Below are 19553 nucleotides of genomic sequence, written 5' to 3' on the forward strand. Positions count from 1 at the left end.
TCGAAAGCAAAGCTATTGCCGGTGGCCGTCAATAAACTGTTGCCACCCTCACTGCAATGGTCAACCATGCTCACGGTCTACAGCAGCGATCACCACCTGCATCGCGGCGTCGAACTGAAGGACGGCGCGATCACCGATTCGTTCGAAAACCCCCTTCGCGCCGAAACGGTGCTTGCGCAGGTGCGCGCCGCCGGCCTCGGCGACGTGATCGCGCCGAAGCCGTTCGACCGCGCCCACTACGCGGCCGCGCACAGCGCCCGCTACGTCGACTTCCTCGCCGGCGCATGGGACGAATGGGCCGCCACGGGCCGCACCTGCCAGGCGCTGCCGCTCGTGTGGCCGGTGCGCGCGATGCCGGCGGCCTCGACACCGCCCGCGTTCATCGACGGCAAGCTCGGCTTCTACGCGATGGACGCGGGTGCGCCGATCAACGCCGGCACGTGGGATGCCGTGAGCGCGAGCGCGAACTCGGCGCTCACCGGCGCCGACCTGCTGTCGAGCGGCGCGGCGCGCGCGGCGTTCGCGCTGTGCCGCCCGCCCGGCCATCACGCGGGCCGCGAGTACATGGGCGGTTATTGCTACCTGAACAACGCGGCGATCGCGACGCAGCACTGTGTCGCACAGGGCGCCGCGCGCGTCGCGGTGCTCGACGTCGATTTCCATCACGGCAACGGCACGCAGGACATCTTCTACGACCGCGCGGATGTGCTGTTCGCGTCGATCCACGGCGAGCCGCCCGTGTCGTACCCGTACTTCTCCGGCTACGCGGACGAGCGCGGCATCGGCGCGGGCGAAGGGTTCAACCTGAACCTGCCGCTGCCGAAGGGCACGTTGTGGGACACCTACTCGGCGGCGCTCGACCACGCGGCCGCCGCGATCGCCGCGCATGCGCCCGACGCGCTCGTCGTGTCGCTCGGCGTCGATACCTTCGAGCACGACCCGATCAGCCATTTCCGGCTGCGTTCGCCCGACTACCTGCGCATCGGCGCGGCGCTCGCGCGCCTGAACGTGCCGACGCTGTTCGTGATGGAAGGCGGCTACATGGTCGACGAGATCGGCATCAATGCGGTCAACGTGCTGCTGGGATTCGAAGGGCGCGCGTAACGCGGCGCCGCAGCCGTGCCGCCGACAGGGATGGGGCCCGCAGTGCGGGACGCGCTGCATCACTGACCGAAACCGATTCGTCATCCGAACCACAACACGTCCCGCATCGAACGGGGCCCACAAGACTGACCAGGAGACAGATATGCTTCGACATTCCATGACGACATTCGCGGCAGCGGCGGCGCTCACGTGCGCGCTGTCCGCACACGCGGACGAAATCGTGCGCATCGGCCACGTCGCACCGCTGACCGGCGCGATCGCGCACCTCGGCAAGGACAGCGAGAACGGCGCGCGCCTCGCGGTCGAGGAAATCAATGCGAAGGGCCTGACGATCGGCGGCAAGCAGGTCACGCTGCAACTCGACGCGCAGGACGACGCGGGCGATCCGCGCACCGCGACGCAGGTCGCGCAGCGGCTCGTCGACGACAAGGTCATCGGCGTCGTCGGCCATCACAACTCGGGCACGTCGATTCCGGCATCGCGCGTCTATCGCGACGGCGGCGTCGTGCAGATCTCGCAGGCCGCGACCAATCCGACCTACACGCAGCAGGGCTTCAAGACGACCTATCGCGTGGTGGCGACCGACGCGCAGCAGGGGCCGGCGCTCGCGATGTATGCGGCGAAGAACCTGGGCATCAAGACGGTGGCCGTGGTCGACGATTCAACCGCGTACGGCCAGGGCCTCGCGACCGAGTTCGAGAAGGCCGCGAAGGCCGCCGGGATGAAGGTCGTGTCGCGCGACGCGACCAACGACAAGGCGATCGACTTCCGCGCGATCCTCACGAAGATCAAGGGCGCGAACCCCGACGCGATCATGTACGGCGGCATGGATGCGACGGGCGGGCCGCTCGCGAAGCAGGCGCGCCAGCTCGGCATGCGCGCGAAGCTCCTCGCCGGCGACGGCGTATGCTCGACCGACCTGCCGAAGCTCGCGGGCCCCGCGTCCGACAACGTCGTGTGCTCCGAGGCCGGCATCGCGCTCGAGAAGATGCCGGGCGGCGCGGCGTTCGCGAAGCGCTACGAAGCGCGTTACCACCAGCCGATGCAGGTGTATGCGCCGTTCTCGTACGACGCCGTGTACATCATCGTCGACGCGATGAAGCGCGCGAACTCGACCGATCCGGCGAAGGTGCTGGCCGCGATGCCGGCGACCGACTACAAGGGCGTGATCGGCGAGACGAGTTTCACGCCGCAGGGCGACCTGAAGCACGGCGCGATCTCGGTGTTCACGTACAGGAGCGGCAAGAAGGCGCTGCTCGATATCGTGAAGATGTGATGGGGCGGTGACGTTGCGTTGACGTCGCGAAGGCCGCGAAGCAGGCGGTGCTTCGCGGCCTTCGCCGTTTACAGCGCGTGCGTTTGCGCGCGGTCGGTGCGACGCTCCGCGTCATGCACGATGTGCAGCTCGCGCGTGCGGATCGGCAGCGCGCAGTTCGCGTCCGCGAGTGCCTTGCGAGCCTGCCGCGCCAGACGCCAGCGCATGTCCCAGAACTTGTCGGTGTGCGTCCACACGCGAACGTTCGCGATCGCGGTGCTGTCGTCGAAGCGCATCACCATCACGTTCGGCTCGGGATCCTGTAGCACGTCGGGGTCGGCGAGCGCAAGCTTGCGCAGCGCGTCGAGCGCGCGATCGATATCGTCATGCACCGACACTTCCACTTCGAGATCGAGGCGGCGCGTCGGGTTGCGCGTGTAGTTGCGGATCGAACTGCCCCACAGCGCGCTGTTCGGCACGTATTCGCAGATGCCGTCCGGCTTCGTCAGCCGCGTCATGAAGAGCCCGACCTCGTCGACGGTGCCAGCGACGCCCGTGCCGCCGTCGATATAGTCGCCCACCTTGAACGGCCGCAGCAGCAGAAGCATGATGCCGGCCGCGATGTTCTGCATCGTGCCCTGCAGCGCGAGCCCGATCGCGAGGCCGGCCGCGCCGAGCACCGCCACGATGCTCGCGGTTTCGATGCCGAGCTGCGACAGTGCGCCGACGATCGCGACGATGCGGATGCCCCACACGGCGACGTCGCAGAGGATCGGCCGCAGCGTGTCGTCGACGCGCTCCTTGTTCGAGAGCAGGCGATTCAGCCAGTTGCCGATGCGTTTCGACAGCCACCAGCCGGCGACGAGCAGCGCCAGGCCGGCGCACAACTTGAGGGAGAGGGTGGACAGCGCGTTCCACAGGAACGTCCAGCGTTCCGGATGTAGTTGATCGAGAAACATTAACGGGTTTCCGGGTTGAAGAAACATGCGTGACGCGTGGCGTGCCCGCCGTCATCGGGCAGGCTCGCGCTTACGCGCCGGGCAGCGTTCGACTGTACGCGGCACACAATGGTTCGCCCGAACGGGTGGGGTCGAATGCCGCATGACCGTGCCGCCGGGCCGCGAAATCGCGGTTTCGTTTTTGTACTAAGCGGCTTTTCCATCAAATGAGACTAGTCCTATTCAGCAGCGTCGAGCGCGCCGCTACACTCGTTTTCACGTTGCCGGGTCGCGACGATCGTTCCTCCGCGATACCCGGTTCTTTCCCGATTTTTTACTGACAGACAGCGAGTGACGACGTCATGCGGTTAGACCTGCGTTTCCGTCTCGCACGCGAACAAGGTCAACCCGCACAGCGCGGCGTTCATGGTTTCCCGATGCGCCGCGCGTTGCTGCGCGGTGTCATCGCGGCGGCCTGTGTGGCCGGCGCACCGGGTGCGGTGGCAGATGCGTCGCACGACGCCGCGCCGTTTTCGCCCATGACGGCCGACCTTGTCGACGTGCCCTTTTTCAATGCCGCGCGCACGACGTGGGGCGGCTTGCACGCATCGACGGCCGCGCCGCTCGACGTCGCCTACACGTCGCATGCGGCGACCGCGCCGACGGCCGGCGAACGCGACGACCCCGTGGCGCGCTTCGGTGCGTGCGTGGCTTACCGCGTGCTGTGCGACGCGGCGCGCGGCGCGGTCGAACGCGCGTACGCGTCGCGGTTCGATTACGGTCTTGCGTCGGCGTTGCCCGCGACGGGCGAGCCCGCCGCGTTCGAACGGCGCCCCGTCGATCTTGCCGGCGCCGAGCCGTTCATGTTCGCGCAAGCCGAGCGCGGCGCGCGGGCCGGCGCGATCGTCGGCAGCCTGCAGGCGTCGCTGGCGCGCGCGGATCTGCCGGCCGGCGTTGCCGCGCAGATCACCCGCATGCTCGCCGGTCGCATCGACCTGAAACAGCACGGTGCGCTTGGCGACACGTTCCGCGTCGCCTACGAACCGGACAGCGAGGGCAAACTGCCGGGCGGCGTGCGCGTGACGGCGCTCGAGCTTCGCTTGCACGGCCAGCACGTCGCGGCCGTGTGGTTTGCGCCCGATGCCGGCTCGCCGGGCGCCTATTACGACCTCGACGGCATGCCCGTCGCCGGCGCGCGGTTTGCGATGCCGGTCAGCGCAAACCGGATCAGCTCGCATTTCGGTACGCGCGTGCATCCGGTCACCGGCGCACGTCACGTGCATTCCGGCGTCGATCTCGCGGCGCCGGCCGGGCGTGCGGTTCACGCGTCGGAGCGCGGCGTCGTCTCGTTCATCGGCACCGAGCCGCGCGGCTACGGCAAGTACGTGGTGATTCGTCATGACGGCGGTTATGCGTCGTATTACGCGCACCTGTCGGCATTCGAGCCGGCACTGCGAACCGGCATGCGGGTTGCGCGCGGCCAGCGTGTCGGCGCGGTCGGCAGCACGGGTACGGCCACGGGGCCGCATCTGCACTTCGAGGTTCGGCGGCATGCCCGTCTCGTCGACCCGGTCGCGCTGGTGCAGGCGGGCAAGGCAGCGAAGCTGAAGGGCGAACGGCGCGTTGCGTTCAATCGCGTGGTAGTCGATGCACGCACGCGGCTGGCGTCGGCCGGGTGGTCGCAGCCGGTGGCGATGTCGGAGCCCGCCGGATCGCGGGCCGGTTGACGGTTGGCGAGGTGCCGTCGGCCGCGACGAGCCACGCCGCGGCCGATCAAGGCAAACCGCTTACGCAGCCGGCTCGACAGGCAGCCAGATTTCAAGCACGCCGGCGCCCGTCACCGGATCGTAGTCTGCGCTGTAGCGCTCGAACTCGGGCGCGTCGACCGCCTTGAATCCTGACGTCGGCAGCCAGCCGTTCCAGATGCTGTAGAACGTCTGGTGCAGCGTGGAGATATGCCCGACGTGTTCGAAGACCGCATACCGCTGCGGTTCGAGTGCGATCCAGCGAAAGGGTGCGGGCAACCGGTCGCGGCTCGTCACTTCCACGCCCGCGATGTATTCGAAGCTGCCATCCGCATCGGGGTTGCAGCATACGCCGTAGGTCACATCGTCGACCTGGCCGGGTAGGGTACCGATGTATGGGATGAACGCTTGCCACAGCGCCGGAATGCCTTCGTTGGTTTCGAAGGTGTACCGGTCGCTCATGCCGGCGATCAGCCGCTTGCCGGTGGTTTCGAAGCGTGACGGTACGACGTCGATGATCTTCAGTTCTTTCATGCGAAGCGGCTCCACTAGAGACAACCCGTCAAGCGTGCGCCGTGCCCGCACGTCTTCGGGCGTGATGCCGAAGCAATCGCGGAACGCGCGCGTGAACGCCTCATGGGAGCCATAACCGGCATCGAGCGCCACCTGCAGGATGTCCGGCGCGCCTTGGGCCAGTGCGCGTGCCGCACGCGTCAGTCGCCTCGACCGCACATAGCGCATCACCGGCCAGCCGGTGTTCATCGAGAACAGGCGCGAGAAGCCGAAGCGCGTCATGTCGCAATTGGCGGAAATCCTGTCGAGCGTCAGTTCGTGGTCCAGTTTGGTTTCGATAAACCAGAGTGCTTGTCCTACCGGATTCATGGCTTTCCAATGAGCGTGTCGGGCGGACTATATGGTATCGGCGGCGGGGGCGTTTGATCGTTCTTGCAGGGGCGGGGCGCGGGCGGGCAGGGGCGTCCACGCGGATCGCCACGCCGCGCGGCGTGGCGATGGGAGGCGAGCTTATGCGGCTCAGCCCAGTGGCCAGTTCAGGATCGCGATCCCGTCGTTGTAGTCACCGTCCGTCCCGTCTTCCGATCCGACCAGACCGAAGTAGGTCTTCTTGAAGATGTCGACCTGGCGCGAGCCGATCTTCGACGGCTTGCCGTTCGCCGTCACGACCACGCGCACCTTCCCCTTGCCGGAGTTCACGATCTGCGTGTTCAGGTTCGCGTCCTGCGTGCCGGCGCCCTGGAACGTCGCGGCCGGTTTCGGGTTGTCGTCGACGAAGACCTCGATCGTCTGCTGCGCCGACGAATTGACCAGCGCGGTCACGCCGAACGCGATGTTCGGCGGCAGGTTGAAGACGCCGTCGCGTTCGCCGCCGCCGGTCGTCGTGGGATCCGGCTGCGTGGGTTGCGGCTGCGGCGTCGCTTTCGAGAAGTAGTTGACCACCGCGCCGACGCCGAACTTCGCCGCGGCGCCGGGCAGCACACCGGGCGCGCCGGCCCACGTCACTGTGCAGGCGACCACCTGACCGGCCGCATCGGCCTTCACCTTGTTCTGCCAGCTGCCGACGTCGAAGCTGTACGGGATCGTCGCGATATCGACGAACACGTCGTATTGCGGCAGCTTTTCCACGAGCTGCGCGGTCATGAACTGGCGCATGCGGTCGAGCACCGCCTGGTCGCCGTTCGCCTGGACGGCGGTGGCATCGTTGCCGGCGAGTTGCAGCAGGGCGTACAGATCGTCATGGGTAAACGGTTGTGACATGTCGTCCTCGTCTCGATGAAAGGTCTCGCGTTGCGCGGCCGGTGAATGGATTTCGCCGTTGCCGCGTACGGAGTACAGCAGTGGAACTACGACTGACTGCTCGAATGAATCGGTTCGCAATGTGGAGTTGGCCCCGTCGCCATTGGGGATTCGACCACGGCGCGCACGCCCTGCCGCGCCGTGAATCGTCGTGCTCAGCCCAGCGGCCAGTTCAGGAACACGATGCCGTCGTTGTAGTCGTCGTCGGCGCCGTCTTCCGAGCCGACGATCCCGAAGTACGACTTCTTGAAAATGTCGACCTGCCGCGAGCCGAGCCGCGACGGCTTGCCGTTCGCCATCACGATCACGCGCACGCGCCCCTTGCCGGAGTCGAGCACCTTGGTGCCGAGGTTCTGGTCCTGCACGCCGGCACCCTTGAACGTGGCGGCCGGTTTCGGGTTGTCGTCGATGTAGATGTCGATCGTCTGGTCGTTCGCGGCATTCGTGAGCGCGGTGACGCCGAACTTGATGTTCGGCGGCAGGTTGAACGTGCCGTCGCGCTCGCCGCCGCCGCCGATCGTGCCGCTACCCGTGCTACCCGAGCCGCCCGCGCTGCCCGGGTTGCCACCCGCGCCAGCTTCACCGCCGCCGCTTCCACTGCCGGACGACGACGATTGCGCGGTCGTGTCGCCGATCGCGGACAGGCTCGCGTACGAATCGATGTGCATCGCGCTGCCGCGCACGCTTTTCCACTGGCCCTTCACGAACGTGACGCCGGTGCCGACGTCGATCGTCGCGACGAGCGTGAACGGCATGCGCCCGGTGGCTTCGGGCACTTTCGACGAATAGGTGAAGCAGCCGTCCGCGACGACGCCCTTGTCGGTCGCGATCGCGAAATAGATGCCGGGGAAATTGTTGCCGGTCGCGTACGGCGTCGGCACGTTGAGGATGACCTGCAGTTTCCCGTCTCGAATCTCTGCCTTGGCGATGTCGATGTACAGGCCCGGGATGTCGACGTAGGTTTCCGAGGTCGCCACGGGGGCGCTGACGATCGAAGCCGAAAGGAGGGGCATGGATGTCTCCGTTGGTTGGGCGGGTTTCGATGCAAAAAGGGGGCGGTGCCGCGGAAGGCGGTGCGCAACCGCCGGCCGGCCCGGAGGCGGCCGGCGGGGGTGAGGCGTCAGATGCGCGTCGGGTGCGCGTCAGCTCAGCCGATCGGCCACTGGAGCACGACGATGCCGTCGTTGTAGTCGCTGTCGTGGCCGTCTTCCGACACGACGATCCCGAAGTTGACCGTGTACGGCGAGCCGTCCGATTTCTTGCCGTTGATCGGCGCGAGGCGCGCGTCGGTGGCCGACGGCTTGCCGTTCACCGACACTTCGAAGCGGATCTTGCCGTTGCCGGAATTCAGCGTCGCTTCGCGCGTGCCGTCGCGCGTCGTCAGCTTGTGATACGCGGCGGGTTCCTTGCTGTCGCCGATAAACAGCTTGATGTGCTGCTGCTCGGCGGCATTCGCGAAGAAAATCGCGCGAAAATCGGTATTCGGCGGAATCGAAAACTCGCCGGCGCGATTGGATGACGTTTGAGAATCGGCCATGCTTTCCTCCTGAGGAATGATGGATAAGGCTTACAGCTATGTCGCGCAAACGTTTGCCGTTTGAAATGCGACGTACCGAGCATGCCGAAAAATAAATAAAAAAATAATCGACGGGGAATGGCCATTGTTCAGAAAATCGAAAATGGCGGCTAATCGATTTAATGAACTGCGTTTAATCGAAGGTGTTGCGATATATTCGAGAAACTATATCGACGGGCGTATCAATTTCCTGAACGATGCGCGGTTGCGCAGGCGGAACGGGCGGGGAGGGAGGTGGGGGCAATCGGGCTTCGGCGCGGACGCTCGGCGTTCGCATATGGCAGCGTTGGTTTCAACATCAGCATCTCGGTCGTGGCCGCGCCCACCGGCCACCACCGAACGCCCACACCGAAACCCGATTGATTGCTACAGGAGGGGGTGCGGCAACCGGCGAAGTACGTAGACCAACTCACTCCGAACGTGAACAGGGGCCTCACCGGCGCCGCACCCATGAAGCATATCGACGGGGCGGCGCGCCGCCTATCGGACAGGACTGATTCTGAGCGAACAAATTCCGCGCCATGTGCGCCTAGCCCGTTGACAGCCCCCATCCCCCTGTGATTTGATTTCGGCCATGCAAGCCGCCCAGCCCCTCTTCTCGCTACGACTACTAGCCCGTTTCTCCGGGCTGGGTCTGCGGCTGCGCGCTTTCCATCTGCTTCTTTCCTGAAGCGCCAGATTTCCCCCGCATCACCGACCTGGCCCCGGTTGTCGACCGGCGCCTGAGTTCGTCCTTCTTCCGAATCGCTCCGCTCCGTCCCGGTCGCACAACCGCCAAGGCTGTCGCTCGCCTTACCGCTTTGCCGTTGTGCCGCTTTCACCCGTTTCTACCGCTGCGCGCGCAGCCTGCCACCCCGACGTATGGCCAGCGCGCCGCGGGTTCCCGACCCACCGACCTAGGACCGAACATCATGATGCTGAAGAACCCCGCGACGAAGTACCGACCGTTCACGCCCGTCAACCTGCCGAACCGCATGTGGCCGACGCGCACGATCACGCAAGCGCCGATCTGGATGAGCACCGACCTGCGCGACGGCAACCAGTCGCTGTTCGAGCCGATGGACGCCGCGCGCAAGATGCGGATGTTCAAGATGCTGGTCGCGATCGGTTTCAAGGAGATCGAGGTTGCGTTCCCGTCGGCGTCCGAGACCGACTTCAACTTCGTGCGCGAGCTGATCGAAGGCGGCCACATTCCCGACGACGTGACGATCGAGGTGCTCACGCAGGCGCGCGACGACCTGATCGAGCGCACCTTCGACTCGCTGCGCGGCGCGAAGCGCGCGATCGTGCACCTGTACAACGCGACCGCGCCGGAATTCCGCAAGATCGTGTTCGGCCTCGACCGCGACGGCGTGAAGACGCTCGCGGTGAACGCCGCGCGCACGATCAAGCGCTTCGCCGACGCCGCGACCGATACGCATTTCACGCTGCAATACAGCCCGGAAACCTTCACGGCGACCGAGCTCGATTTCGCGAAGGAAGTGTGCGACGCCGTGTTCGACGTGTGGCAGCCGACGCCGGAGCACAAGGCGATCGTGAACCTGCCGGCCACCGTCGAAGTCGGCACGCCGAACTTCTACGCGGACCAGATCGAATGGATGCACCGCAACCTCGCGCGCCGCGACGCGCTGATCGTGTCCGTGCATCCGCACAACGACCGCGGCACCGCGGTGGCGGCGGCCGAGCTCGCGGTGATGGCCGGTGCCGACCGGATCGAGGGCTGCCTGTTCGGCAACGGCGAGCGCACCGGTAACGTCGATCTCGTCACGCTCGCGCTGAACCTGTACACGCAGGGCGTCGACCCGGGCCTCGACTTCTCGCAGATCAACGAAGTCGCGCGCACGTCCGAGGAATGCACGCAGTTGCCGGTCCACCCGCGCCATCCGTATGTCGGCGACCTCGTGTTCACCGCGTTCTCCGGCTCGCACCAGGACGCGATCAAGAAGGGCTTCGCGGTACAGCGTGCCGACGCTGTATGGGAAGTCCCGTATCTGCCGATCGATCCGAACGACCTCGGCCGCACGTACGACTCGATCATTCGCGTGAACAGCCAATCGGGCAAGGGCGGCATCGCGTATCTGCTCGAACAGGGCTACGGCGTCGCGCTGCCGCGCCGCATGCAGGTCGATTTCAGCGCGGCCGTGCAGCGCCTGACCGACGAGAGCGGGCACGAGGTGACGAGCGCGCAGATCTGGTCGCTGTTCCAGCAGGAATACGTGGAAGGCGATGCGCCGCTGCGTTATGTCGGCCATGAACTGACCGAGCGCGACGGCCGCGAGACGATCGTGCTGACGGCCGACGTGCACGGCGAGCGCCGCGTGCTGCGGGGTGAAGGCAACGGCCCGCTCGATGCGCTGATGCATGCGTTGCGTACGCCGCTGCGGATCCAGCACTACGAGGAGCGTGCGTTGTCGCAAGGCGCCGATGCGAAGGCGATCGCGATCGCGGAACTGGCCGGCACCGGCGTGCGCGGCAGCGCGTTCGGCGTCGGCATCGACGCGAACCTGACGACAGCGTCGATCCGCGCGGTGATCAGCGGCATCAACCGCGCGTATGCGCGTGCGGACGAAGCGGTGCAGGCGACGTTTTTTGGGGCGCAAGCGGCGGTGACGGCTGTCGCGTAAGCGGGGCTTGGTGGCCGCGCCGGGGGGGGGCGGTGCGGCTGCGTCGTCGTCCGTGCGGTTGCTGCCGCGCGATCCTGAGAGCGCGGCACGCAGTTCCGCCTTCTTGAAATCCACCCGCGCGCGGGTCTTCGCGTCGCGATGCTTGCGCGACGGATACACCCGAAACCTCTTCCGCCCGGTCATGGAATCACAATACGGTTCGCGATGGCGCGGTATCCGGCAGCGGCGTTCGTGTTGAAGGGGAAGAGGAAAGCGTGACGGGGACGGATGGACGATATTGAGGCCTGACATACCTGACAGGCGATGACTTCTCGTAATGGGCGTATCGTGCATGCGCGCGCGAGGCTGTTCTCCCGCGCCTATCACCATGAGGAGTGCGGCATGTCGAAGGATGATTCCCTGAGGGGACAGATCAAGGAACAGGCCCAGGCAGCGGATCGCCACAATCTGGCGCGGCCGGCTGCAAACGGCGCGCTGTGGGCGCGCGGCCTCACGACGCAACGGGTCGCTGACCTGTTCAGAACCCTGCAGGGGTTGCCGGGGCACTGGATGCAGCTGCAGAACGAGGTCAACGCCGGGAATCGCTATTTTTACGGCGTGCAGAACGGCAGTGTGACGACCGACGAAGGGAAGGCGCTGATCCGCTGGATCGCCCAGGCGGTCGTGAGCGCCGCCGGAGAGGCGCAGTTCGACTTCCCGTTGCAGCAACTGCGTTTCACCGCCGACATGGGCTGGCTCAAGCTCCAGCGTGTGCAAGGGCGTGTGATGGTGTTTTCGCAGCCGTAGGATGTCCGTCGGCCGCAAATCGGCAACGCTAGCGCCCGTGCTCGCCTATCAGCCGACGAGACCCCGCAGATCCGCGGCCACCTCGTCGAGCACGGGCTGCCAATCGGCAAAATTCCGCTGGCGATAAAGCGCCGCGCTCGGATAGAACGGGCTGTCACGCCGGTCGTGCTGCCAGATCCAATGCGGGTTCGCATCGAGCAGCACCCAGGTGGACTGGCCAAGCGCGCCGCTCAGGTGCGCGACCGACGTGCAGACGGTAATCACCAAGTCGAGCGCACCGACGAACGCGGCGGTGTCGTCGAGCGTCTTCCATTCGCGCGTCATGTCGGTCACGTCGAACCCGGCCGCTTTCGCGGCTTCGACGTCATGCTGCGCGCCCGGTTGCAGCGAATAGAACGCGACGTCCTTCTGCAGGCCGGCGAATGCATCGGCGTAGCGTTCGAGCCCGACCCGGCGGAAGCGGTTGCGTTGATGGTTGAGGCTGCCTGTCCACGCAAGGCCGACCTTCAGCCGCTTCTCGCCGGACAACGCGTGGCGCCATGCGTCGGTAGCGCCGGCGTCAGCATGGAGGTACGGCACGGACGTGAAGAGGGTGTCCGCGTCGAGGCCGAGCATCCAAGGAATGCTCATCAGCGGCAGTTCGTAGTCGAAGTGGGGCAGGTGCTCGACGCGGGTGCGGGTATCGAACACGTCGGCATGATCGCCGAGGCTGCGCGCGATCAGCGCGCCCATCTGCGGAAACGCATTCCACACGAGCCGCCCGCCTTCGCGATGCACGCGCTCCGCGAGCAGCGGCACATAGCGGCTGAACTGCAGTACGTCGCCGATGCCTTGTTCGCCCCAGACGAGCAGCGTCTTTCCGGCAAGCGATTCGCCGCACCAGCGCGGCCGAGCAAACTCGGGCAGCGTGCCGCGCAGTTCCGCTGCGCCGTGCCAGCGCGCCTCGTAGTCAGCCCATCCCGACGTGAAGTCGCCACGCGCGAGCCGTAGCAGCGACAGGTTGTGGCGGTGCGTCTGGTCGTGCGGATCGAGCGAGCACGCGCTCTGCGCGTATTGCTCGGCTTCGCCCCATCGTTGCGCTTCCTTGAGCGCGGTGGCCGCGTTGTTGGCCGCGAGCGCGCTATCCGGCGCAAGCGCCACGGCACGGGTGGCCGCGCGCAGCGCGCCGTCCAGGTCGAAGCGGTTGATGCGCGTGATGACTGCGTTGGTCCACGCCTGCGCGTGGTTCGGATCGTCGTCGAGCGCGCCCTCGATGAATGCGTGTTCCAGGTCGGGATCGCCGCCCGACAGCCGGATCGCGAGCGCGAGATTGTGCTTCAGCGACGGCCACGCGGGAGCGAGCGCGAGCGTCTTGCGATACGGGACGATCGCTTCCGCGTGACGCCCGGCCATCTGAAGCGCGTAACCGCAATTGAACGCCGCCGCAGGCGACGCGGGATGCTGTTGCCAGTGCATGACCGCGAGCTCGGCAGCGCGTGCGAGATCGCCGCGTTCGATCAGCGTTTGCGTGGCGGCGGCGACGGATTCGTCGAGCACGCCGGGCGCGGCCTTCGCTTCGATCGGAGCGGTTTGCGTCGTATCGGCGAGATCGAGCGGAAGTCGAGGGATGTCGGCAAGCGTGGGCATGTCGTGCGGGGTGATCTGCATGTGGGTTCTCTCCGGAAAGCCGCTCGCGCATCGGGCGACGATCGGCTGCATCGTGAATCGGGGAGGGCTGACAACACTTCGCGATGCGAAGCATGGCGCCGGATGGCGTGACGGGCTGTCGTTCCGGATGTGGTGGAAGACGCCGGTGCCGTGATGCACTCCACTTTAGGCAGGTACCGTTGGCAATTGAATCGGACAAGTCCTAAACGGACTAATTTCATATTTTGACTAGTACGTAACTCGTACGAAAGTCGCCGGGGAAGCCCGTGGGACGTGTGCGCGTAGGCCGAGTCTGATTCGGGCGTATCGCGGCGGCGATGTAAGACCTGTCTGATGGAGATCGATGTCGTCTGCGTTTTTAATGCGAGACATTCGGGGCCGGGTCGTTCGGCCTCAACTCGATCGAGAGGACAGACGATGTTCGATGCTGCGACGAAGAACCTGCGCGATGCCGACGGGCGCATCCGCATGAACACGGACGACCTCGCCGCGCGCACGGTCGACGCGGCGAAGAACGTGCTGCGCCAGCAGCTCGAAGCGCAGGCGGATCAGCGGGCGATGGCTGCGCTGGTCGAGAAGCCGGCGGCGCAGGCGACGATTCAGCAGTAAGTTGGTGGTGGTGTTATGAGGGTTGCCCAGTCTGCCTGACGACAATCGGACGGGCTAGCGGGCAGCGCGGTTTTCGCACGCATCGGATTCATTTGGGCGCATGGCCGAACAGGCGCGGGCCCAGTATGAAAGGGGTAGTGCTGATGACCTTGACGGTGCTCATGTCAGAGTGCAACGGGTTGAGCAGCAGATTGGTGTCGGTTGGACACACGACCGACGGCACACGCATTGCCAATTGTTCGCCTGCTTCAAGCCATTGTCTGCCCTGTTTCATTGTGGCGTCTGGATCACGCGTGAGGTCTGCCCAACCATCCGGTAGTGCAGGGACGAACGCTTCGTTGTAGGCGTTATCCGGCACCTCGAGAGCCACCAGATGATATCCACCGGCCGGCATTAAGCCGGCCATATGTACCAGCGCCTCTAGCAGTGCAGTCGACGCGTGCGCACACGTGTACACGACGCGCATGCCGCGCGGGTTCCAGCGTCCGCCCGCCAACGCAGCGCCATTTCCGCTCAGATCGTCGGCTCGGTAATAGCCGCGCCGTTCCTTGGCGAGCCGATATACCCTCATGCCCCGATTCCGTGAATGACCCGCATCAGGATATCCCGTACGCGGTCATATCCGGGCTGAGAATCCAGCAATTCGAGCGGCCACATCCCAGCAAGCTCTGAGTGTGGCAATTGCATCCATTCGGCCGCAAGCGCCTCGTTTTCGAACACATCGGCAGCGAGCCGGAATACGTAAAGCACGCGCGCGACGCGATCGGATTCCGCAGGTGACAGACGTTCTTCTCGCGCGATCTTTCGCAGAATCGTCGAGCTCGGGAGACCGAGACTCGCGAGAAAGGTTTGGACGGGCACATGCAACAGATTCTTGGCGACACGGTCAATGATGTTGGATTCCATCCCTTCGCGAATCTGTTTGCGTTGCTCAAGCGCATCGAATCGACAAAGAAACATTTCGATATCCGAGTCGTGGGTACGAAGCTGCTTCATGCTGACTGACGGCTTGGCCGCTTTTGCTGGAGCCGAGCGAGCAGTCGCAACACGGCTGCTGGGTTGATTCCGTGCCATGGTAAGTTGACTCTCAAATGGGAGTATAGATATTCTCATTTTAGATTTATTCAAATGAGAGTCAAGAGGTTCTCGTTCAGTAAGCATGATGGTGCTCCCAAAGTCGGGGCGATCGACACTTATCGGGGCGCTATCGCCCCCGTTTTGCATACGACACGGCGGTTGGAAAAGCTATGGATGGCGCTTACACGTGACCGATTGTTTATTGTGCGACTTTCGATGTCTGCGACGGATCGCGGAATCAGCCTGGTCTGATTGGTTGTAACGATCGTTCACGTTAAATTGAATACGTGTGGTATCGGAGGGGCTTTGGCGGCGACCGTTGGGCTCGGTCGCAGTCATGCTATCCATTGATGGCGCTACTCCTTACGCTGCCTTATGCGAGCGCTGAAAATATTCCGGTACTACACACTTCTATTCGCAGGCGCAGTGGGCACCCTGATGCGACCGAGGGCACGTCGCCTGAGTCGGAATGGCGGCGGCCGGAACCGGCCACCGCACACACGACTTTCCGTCTACTTCACCAACCGTCAGACCGAAACCGTGATACCCACCGGCCCCGATTCCGTCGCGGGCCGCACCACGATTTCCACATGCTGGCCGAGCGATGCGAGCGTCACCATCAGCGTTTCCAGCGAAACGTTCCGAAGCCTGTCGCGCTGCTCGGGGGTGACCACCGGCCGGGTCATCTCGGCCAGCGCAGCGGCTTCTTCGTCGCTCAGGCCACGCGACGCGATCAGCGCATTGAGCTTCAGCACGAGCGCGGACTTGGCCGCCAGTTCCCCGACGTCGTAGAAGTCGAAATCGGCCGGCACGCCATCGGTGTATTGGTTCGGGGCGTCGTGATTCATTGTGCTTCTCCTGCCATCACCGATTCCAGTTGCTGTCCCGTCGCGGGACCGCCATCGGGGCGCTCGTGCCTTACGCGATAATCGCTGCCCGCATCATCGATTGGGGTAATCACCAGCCGCTTGTGCGATACCTCGATCTGCAAGCGTTGCTCCGGATCGAAACCCGCTGCTTCGATCCACCGACCGCACAATTTCGTCCACAGATACATGACAGGCGGTGCCATGTCGGTCAGCCTGACGTGCGGGACGAGGCGGCCAGATTGAGAGGACGATTGCGGGGAGAAAAAACAATCGCGGAAATACGTCGGTGCGTTATGATTCGCGCCAGCCATGGTCAACTCCTGTGTTGAGTTGGTTGTGGTCAGCGGCTCGCAGGTGTTGTTGTCACCTGCGGGCCGCGCTCGTTGACGCAGTGGATTTCGTTCGCCATTCCGTTACATGATTGGCATGTCGAAATGAATGAACCTTCCACGCGAGAACGTGTAACCACTCTACCGAGATTGACTGCTGGCTGATATCGGTCTTGTACGGTTTTATCGACATGGGCCATTCGGCCGATGTCTTGCGCGCTTGAAGTCCAACGATTCCGGGGCAGTTGCGCTGGCGAACCGCTTCGTCATTTCATCGCCGATATGTCAGAAAACGTGTCAGCCAACTGTTGCGACTCGCCAGCCGCACGTCGCACGAGGATCTCGTTCGCATCGTGCCGATATCGCTCGAACTCACGTGCGAACGCCGCAGCGTCGCCCGCCAGCGCCAACGCTTCCATCGACGCGCAAACCTCGGATATCTCATGCTCGCCGAGCATCGCGAACGCGCCGCGCATGCTGTGGATCTCCCTACTGGCAGCCTTCAAGTCACCATCCTGTAGCGCCCGAGCGATTGCGCCATTCGACCGGTACGCGGTGTCGGAAAGCACCTTGTGCAGATCATGGGGCAGCGGCCCATGCCGACGCGACGGCGGCGGAGAATGCGGCGCCTTTGACGGACCCGTGTGCTTCGTGATCGCCAGTTCCAGCGACTTCAACGACGTCGTTCTGGCGGCGATCTCGTCGATCCCCGCTTCCCGCGCGAGACGCATTTCATCCGGCTCGGCATGGGCCGTCACCGTGAGAATCGGCCGCGCGCGGCCTCGCTCACGCAGCACCCGCGCAAATGCATAGCCATCGAGCCCCGGCATGTTGAGATCGGTCATCACGAGCGCATAGTCGTGTCGGTCGACGAGGTCGAGCGCCTCCGCGACGCTCGACGCAACATCGGCCGGATAGCCTAGGACGTCGAGCTGGTCGTGGATCAGCGAACGGTTCACCGCGTTGTCGTCGACGAACAGCACGCGGGCATTGGGGGCATCCGCGTTCGCATCGGCGCGCGCGGCACCCGGACGGTGATCGAGCGGCAGCGGCAGCGTAATGACGAACGTCGAGCCGACGCCCGGCACGCTGTCCACCACAATGTTGCCGCCCATCGATTCCACGAGCTTGTGGCTCAGCGCCAGCCCGATGCCGGCGCCGCCGAAACGTCGCGCGATCGGCCTGTCGGGCTGCGCGAAGGGTTCGAAGATGTGCGCGAGCTGGTCGGGCGTCATCCCGATCCCCGAATCGCTGACGCGGATCGTCACCGGCGTCGCATCGACCGCCGATGCCGATACGGACAGCGCGACCGTCGCTGCGCCGGGGTACGTCGGTGCCGCTACGTCGCTGCCGACACGTGGTGCGTTCACCCTACGCGCCGCGACGATTCGTGGAATCTTCTCATCTCTTGGGCGGCCACTCGTCACGACTGACCACCGCTTTTTTTGATTGGTGTTCTTCAGCGTGCGCCCGAAATGCAGTGCGACCCTTCGCGTGAGGTAATTGCGTCGAACATCGTCGCCCAAAATCAGACCTGACTGATTTCCCGCGCACCGCGCTTCATCGACAATCGGGTTCTGCGGGTCGGCGCGCCCCCCGCGCGCGCCGGACTTTGAGGCGTGTCCTCCTGGCGGCCGGTCATCTCGACCGGTCGCCTTTTTTTATTCCCTCTCCGTTACCGAGGAGCACGATCGCGATGCCGATCGACCGCCTGATCCCTGAAATTTTGTTCGGCTTCACCGGCCTGATCGGCATCATCAATCCGTTCGGCATGGCGTTCGTGTTTCTCGAACGCACGCAATCGCTGACGGAGGCCGAGCGCGCGACGCTTTCGAAACAGCTCGCGACGAACGTGTTCTTCACGCTGCTCGTGATCTTTTTCATTGGCGCGCCGGTGCTGAACTTCTTCGGGATTTCGATGGAAGCGCTGCGGATCGGCGGGGGCTTCGCGGTGGCCGTGGCCGGATGGTCGATGCTCAACGCGCCCGACGTGCCGGGCGGCGACAGCGCCGTGCATGGCGACGATTTGCCGAAACTGATGGCGCGTGCATTCTTCCCGCTCACGGTGCCGCTGACGATCGGCCCCGGCTCGATCGCGGCCGGCATTGCGCTGCATGCGAACCGGGCTCGTACGGCCGTTGACTATCTGACCCCCGGCGTGGTGTCGGTTGCCGTCGCGGCGCTCGTCGCGTTCGCGATCTGGCAAATCTACAGCCGCGCGACGACGCTCGCGCGCTATCTCGGCAGCGAGGGGACGAAAGTGGCGATGCGGGTGTCGGCATTCCTGCTGCTGTGCGTGGGTGTGCAGATCATGCTGACGGGGCTGGCGGCGTTCGCGCAGACGCTGGGCGGGCAGGCGGGGTGAGGGGCAGGCCATGCGGTTCACTGTGACGATCGCCGGCGATCTCTTTGCGAAGGCCGTGCAAACGGCCGGACCAGGGGTGAACGAAGCGGACTTGTTGCGGGAGGTCATCAACACGCTGGTGCGTGTCCAGGCCGCCAGACGTCTGGCGGCGCTGGGCGGGACACGGTCCGGCATGGCAGACATTCGACGGCGGCGCCCGGAACCGGAGTCGTAATGCCGTAACGTTACCTTGCCGGTTCGACTTGCCAGAATCCGGGCATAGCCGTTACAGCAATCTCGCCTGAACGCGCGCGATCCCCTGCTGCGCACAGGCTTCATCGAGATGCCCGCCCGGCGCACCGCCCACCCCCACCGCGCCGATCACTTCGTCGCCGGCCTTGATCGGCACGCCACCGCCCAGCACCAGGAACCCGTCGATGGCCGTCATCTGCGCGGCGGCCGGGTTCTTCTGCAGGTTCGCGGCGAGCGTGCCGGTCGGCGTCTTCGTCGACAGCGCCGTATAGGCCTTGCGTTGCGACGCATCCACCGTATGCAGGCCGGCATGGTCGGCACGCAACATCGCGCGTGCGATGCCGCTGCGGTCGACGACGGTGACGGCCACGTTGTAGCCGCTCGCCGAGCAGGCCTGGATGGTCTGCTGCGCGATTTCGGTCGCCAGGGTCAGTGAAAGATTCCCTTCCTGAAGGACTTGCGCGGAAGCGGCGGTGGTCAGCGTAGCGGCGGCGAGCGTCGCCAGGGTCGATCGAATGATCATGTGAACTCCTTATCGAAATGGCTGGAAGACGAGCGGCGTATCCAAGGTGCGCATCGCGTGTCG

The 19553-nt window shown here is 65.0% G+C and carries 20 protein-coding genes; 8 read left to right on the top strand and 12 right to left on the bottom strand.

Annotated features, from left to right (window positions below; translation table 11 throughout):
- The first annotated feature begins 66 nt into the window (after nucleotides 1-66).
- Nucleotides 67-1104 carry a histone deacetylase family protein gene (locus LGM56_RS29210; protein ID WP_226207477.1) on the top strand — a complete coding sequence of 346 codons (1038 nt, stop codon included), beginning with the start codon at nucleotides 67-69 and terminating at the stop codon, nucleotides 1102-1104.
- Between the two features lie 142 nt (nucleotides 1105-1246).
- Complete coding sequence (locus LGM56_RS29215) at nucleotides 1247-2380, top strand: branched-chain amino acid ABC transporter substrate-binding protein (protein WP_089497958.1); 1134 nt, start codon at nucleotides 1247-1249, stop codon at nucleotides 2378-2380.
- A 68-nt stretch (nucleotides 2381-2448) separates the two neighbouring features.
- On the opposite strand, the gene LGM56_RS29220 is transcribed toward LGM56_RS29215, so the two are convergent.
- On the bottom strand, nucleotides 2449-3318 hold the full coding sequence (locus LGM56_RS29220) for a mechanosensitive ion channel family protein (RefSeq protein WP_089497957.1): 870 nt from the start codon (nucleotides 3316-3318) through the stop codon (nucleotides 2449-2451).
- A 341-nt stretch (nucleotides 3319-3659) separates the two neighbouring features.
- Here LGM56_RS29220 and LGM56_RS29225 point away from each other — a divergent pair, with 341 nt between their 5' ends.
- Nucleotides 3660-5024 (top strand): M23 family metallopeptidase, encoded by a 1365-nt coding sequence (locus LGM56_RS29225; RefSeq protein WP_226207478.1) that lies wholly within the window; start codon nucleotides 3660-3662, stop codon nucleotides 5022-5024.
- A 60-nt stretch (nucleotides 5025-5084) separates the two neighbouring features.
- Here the strand turns inward: LGM56_RS29225 and LGM56_RS29230 are convergent, their stop codons facing one another.
- From LGM56_RS29230 to LGM56_RS29245, 4 genes are all read right to left on the bottom strand, one after another.
- A complete protein-coding gene (locus tag LGM56_RS29230) occupies nucleotides 5085-5924 on the bottom strand; it encodes an AraC family transcriptional regulator (RefSeq protein ID WP_089497955.1) in 840 nt (279 codons plus the stop codon).
- A gap of 150 nt (nucleotides 5925-6074) precedes the next feature.
- Nucleotides 6075-6815, bottom strand: a complete 741-nt coding sequence (locus tag LGM56_RS29235; RefSeq protein WP_226207479.1) for a fucose-binding lectin II — start codon at nucleotides 6813-6815, stop codon at nucleotides 6075-6077.
- A gap of 194 nt (nucleotides 6816-7009) precedes the next feature.
- On the bottom strand, nucleotides 7010-7867 hold the full coding sequence (locus tag LGM56_RS29240; protein WP_226207480.1) for a fucose-binding lectin II: 858 nt from the start codon (nucleotides 7865-7867) through the stop codon (nucleotides 7010-7012).
- A gap of 134 nt (nucleotides 7868-8001) precedes the next feature.
- The gene (locus LGM56_RS29245) at nucleotides 8002-8391 is read right to left on the bottom strand and encodes a fucose-binding lectin II (protein WP_043178912.1); all 390 of its coding nucleotides are present in this window, start codon (nucleotides 8389-8391) and stop codon (nucleotides 8002-8004) included.
- Nucleotides 8392-9344: 953 nt separating this feature from the next.
- Between LGM56_RS29245 and leuA the strand changes: the two genes are divergently transcribed.
- Both leuA and LGM56_RS29255 read left to right on the top strand, forming a co-directional pair.
- On the top strand, nucleotides 9345-11054 hold the full coding sequence (leuA, locus tag LGM56_RS29250) for a 2-isopropylmalate synthase (RefSeq protein WP_226207542.1): 1710 nt from the start codon (nucleotides 9345-9347) through the stop codon (nucleotides 11052-11054).
- A gap of 381 nt (nucleotides 11055-11435) precedes the next feature.
- Entirely contained in the window at nucleotides 11436-11840 is a 405-nt protein-coding gene (locus LGM56_RS29255) for a hypothetical protein (RefSeq protein ID WP_011356516.1), read from the top strand.
- Nucleotides 11841-11888: 48 nt separating this feature from the next.
- Here LGM56_RS29255 and LGM56_RS29260 read toward each other — a convergent pair whose 3' ends face one another.
- Entirely contained in the window at nucleotides 11889-13487 is a 1599-nt protein-coding gene (locus LGM56_RS29260) for a hypothetical protein (RefSeq protein ID WP_226207481.1), read from the bottom strand.
- A 417-nt stretch (nucleotides 13488-13904) separates the two neighbouring features.
- Here LGM56_RS29260 and LGM56_RS29265 point away from each other — a divergent pair, with 417 nt between their 5' ends.
- Nucleotides 13905-14096 carry a hypothetical protein gene (locus tag LGM56_RS29265; RefSeq protein ID WP_226207482.1) on the top strand — a complete coding sequence of 64 codons (192 nt, stop codon included), beginning with the start codon at nucleotides 13905-13907 and terminating at the stop codon, nucleotides 14094-14096.
- Nucleotides 14097-14184: 88 nt separating this feature from the next.
- On the opposite strand, the gene LGM56_RS29270 is transcribed toward LGM56_RS29265, so the two are convergent.
- The 5 genes from LGM56_RS29270 to LGM56_RS29290 form a co-directional block, all read right to left on the bottom strand.
- Entirely contained in the window at nucleotides 14185-14667 is a 483-nt protein-coding gene (locus LGM56_RS29270; protein ID WP_226207483.1) for an RES family NAD+ phosphorylase, read from the bottom strand.
- Entirely contained in the window at nucleotides 14664-15170 is a 507-nt protein-coding gene (locus LGM56_RS29275; protein ID WP_413226806.1) for an antitoxin Xre/MbcA/ParS toxin-binding domain-containing protein, read from the bottom strand. The genes LGM56_RS29270 and LGM56_RS29275 overlap by 4 nt, the downstream gene beginning before the upstream one ends.
- A 530-nt stretch (nucleotides 15171-15700) precedes the next feature.
- The gene (locus tag LGM56_RS29280; protein ID WP_226207484.1) at nucleotides 15701-16021 is read right to left on the bottom strand and encodes a helix-turn-helix domain-containing protein; all 321 of its coding nucleotides are present in this window, start codon (nucleotides 16019-16021) and stop codon (nucleotides 15701-15703) included.
- Nucleotides 16018-16353: a SymE family type I addiction module toxin gene (locus LGM56_RS29285; RefSeq protein WP_226207485.1), complete on the bottom strand. Its 336-nt coding sequence runs from the start codon at nucleotides 16351-16353 to the stop codon at nucleotides 16018-16020. Before LGM56_RS29285 ends, LGM56_RS29280 begins: the two co-directional genes overlap by 4 nt.
- Before the next feature lie 284 nt (nucleotides 16354-16637).
- Entirely contained in the window at nucleotides 16638-17897 is a 1260-nt protein-coding gene (locus tag LGM56_RS29290; protein WP_226207486.1) for an ATP-binding protein, read from the bottom strand.
- A 170-nt stretch (nucleotides 17898-18067) separates the two neighbouring features.
- Between LGM56_RS29290 and LGM56_RS29295 the strand changes: the two genes are divergently transcribed.
- Both LGM56_RS29295 and LGM56_RS29300 read left to right on the top strand, forming a co-directional pair.
- Nucleotides 18068-18736, top strand: coding sequence for a MarC family protein (locus LGM56_RS29295; protein ID WP_226207487.1), 669 nt, complete (start codon nucleotides 18068-18070; stop codon nucleotides 18734-18736).
- A 10-nt stretch (nucleotides 18737-18746) separates the two neighbouring features.
- Nucleotides 18747-18950 carry a type II toxin-antitoxin system VapB family antitoxin gene (locus LGM56_RS29300; protein ID WP_226207488.1) on the top strand — a complete coding sequence of 68 codons (204 nt, stop codon included), beginning with the start codon at nucleotides 18747-18749 and terminating at the stop codon, nucleotides 18948-18950.
- A gap of 51 nt (nucleotides 18951-19001) precedes the next feature.
- On the opposite strand, the gene LGM56_RS29305 is transcribed toward LGM56_RS29300, so the two are convergent.
- Complete coding sequence (locus tag LGM56_RS29305; protein ID WP_413226809.1) at nucleotides 19002-19484, bottom strand: GlcG/HbpS family heme-binding protein; 483 nt, start codon at nucleotides 19482-19484, stop codon at nucleotides 19002-19004.
- Nucleotides 19485-19553 lie beyond the last annotated feature (69 nt).

This window comes from Burkholderia sp. AU38729, assembly GCF_020419725.1.
Lineage (GTDB): Bacteria > Pseudomonadota > Gammaproteobacteria > Burkholderiales > Burkholderiaceae > Burkholderia.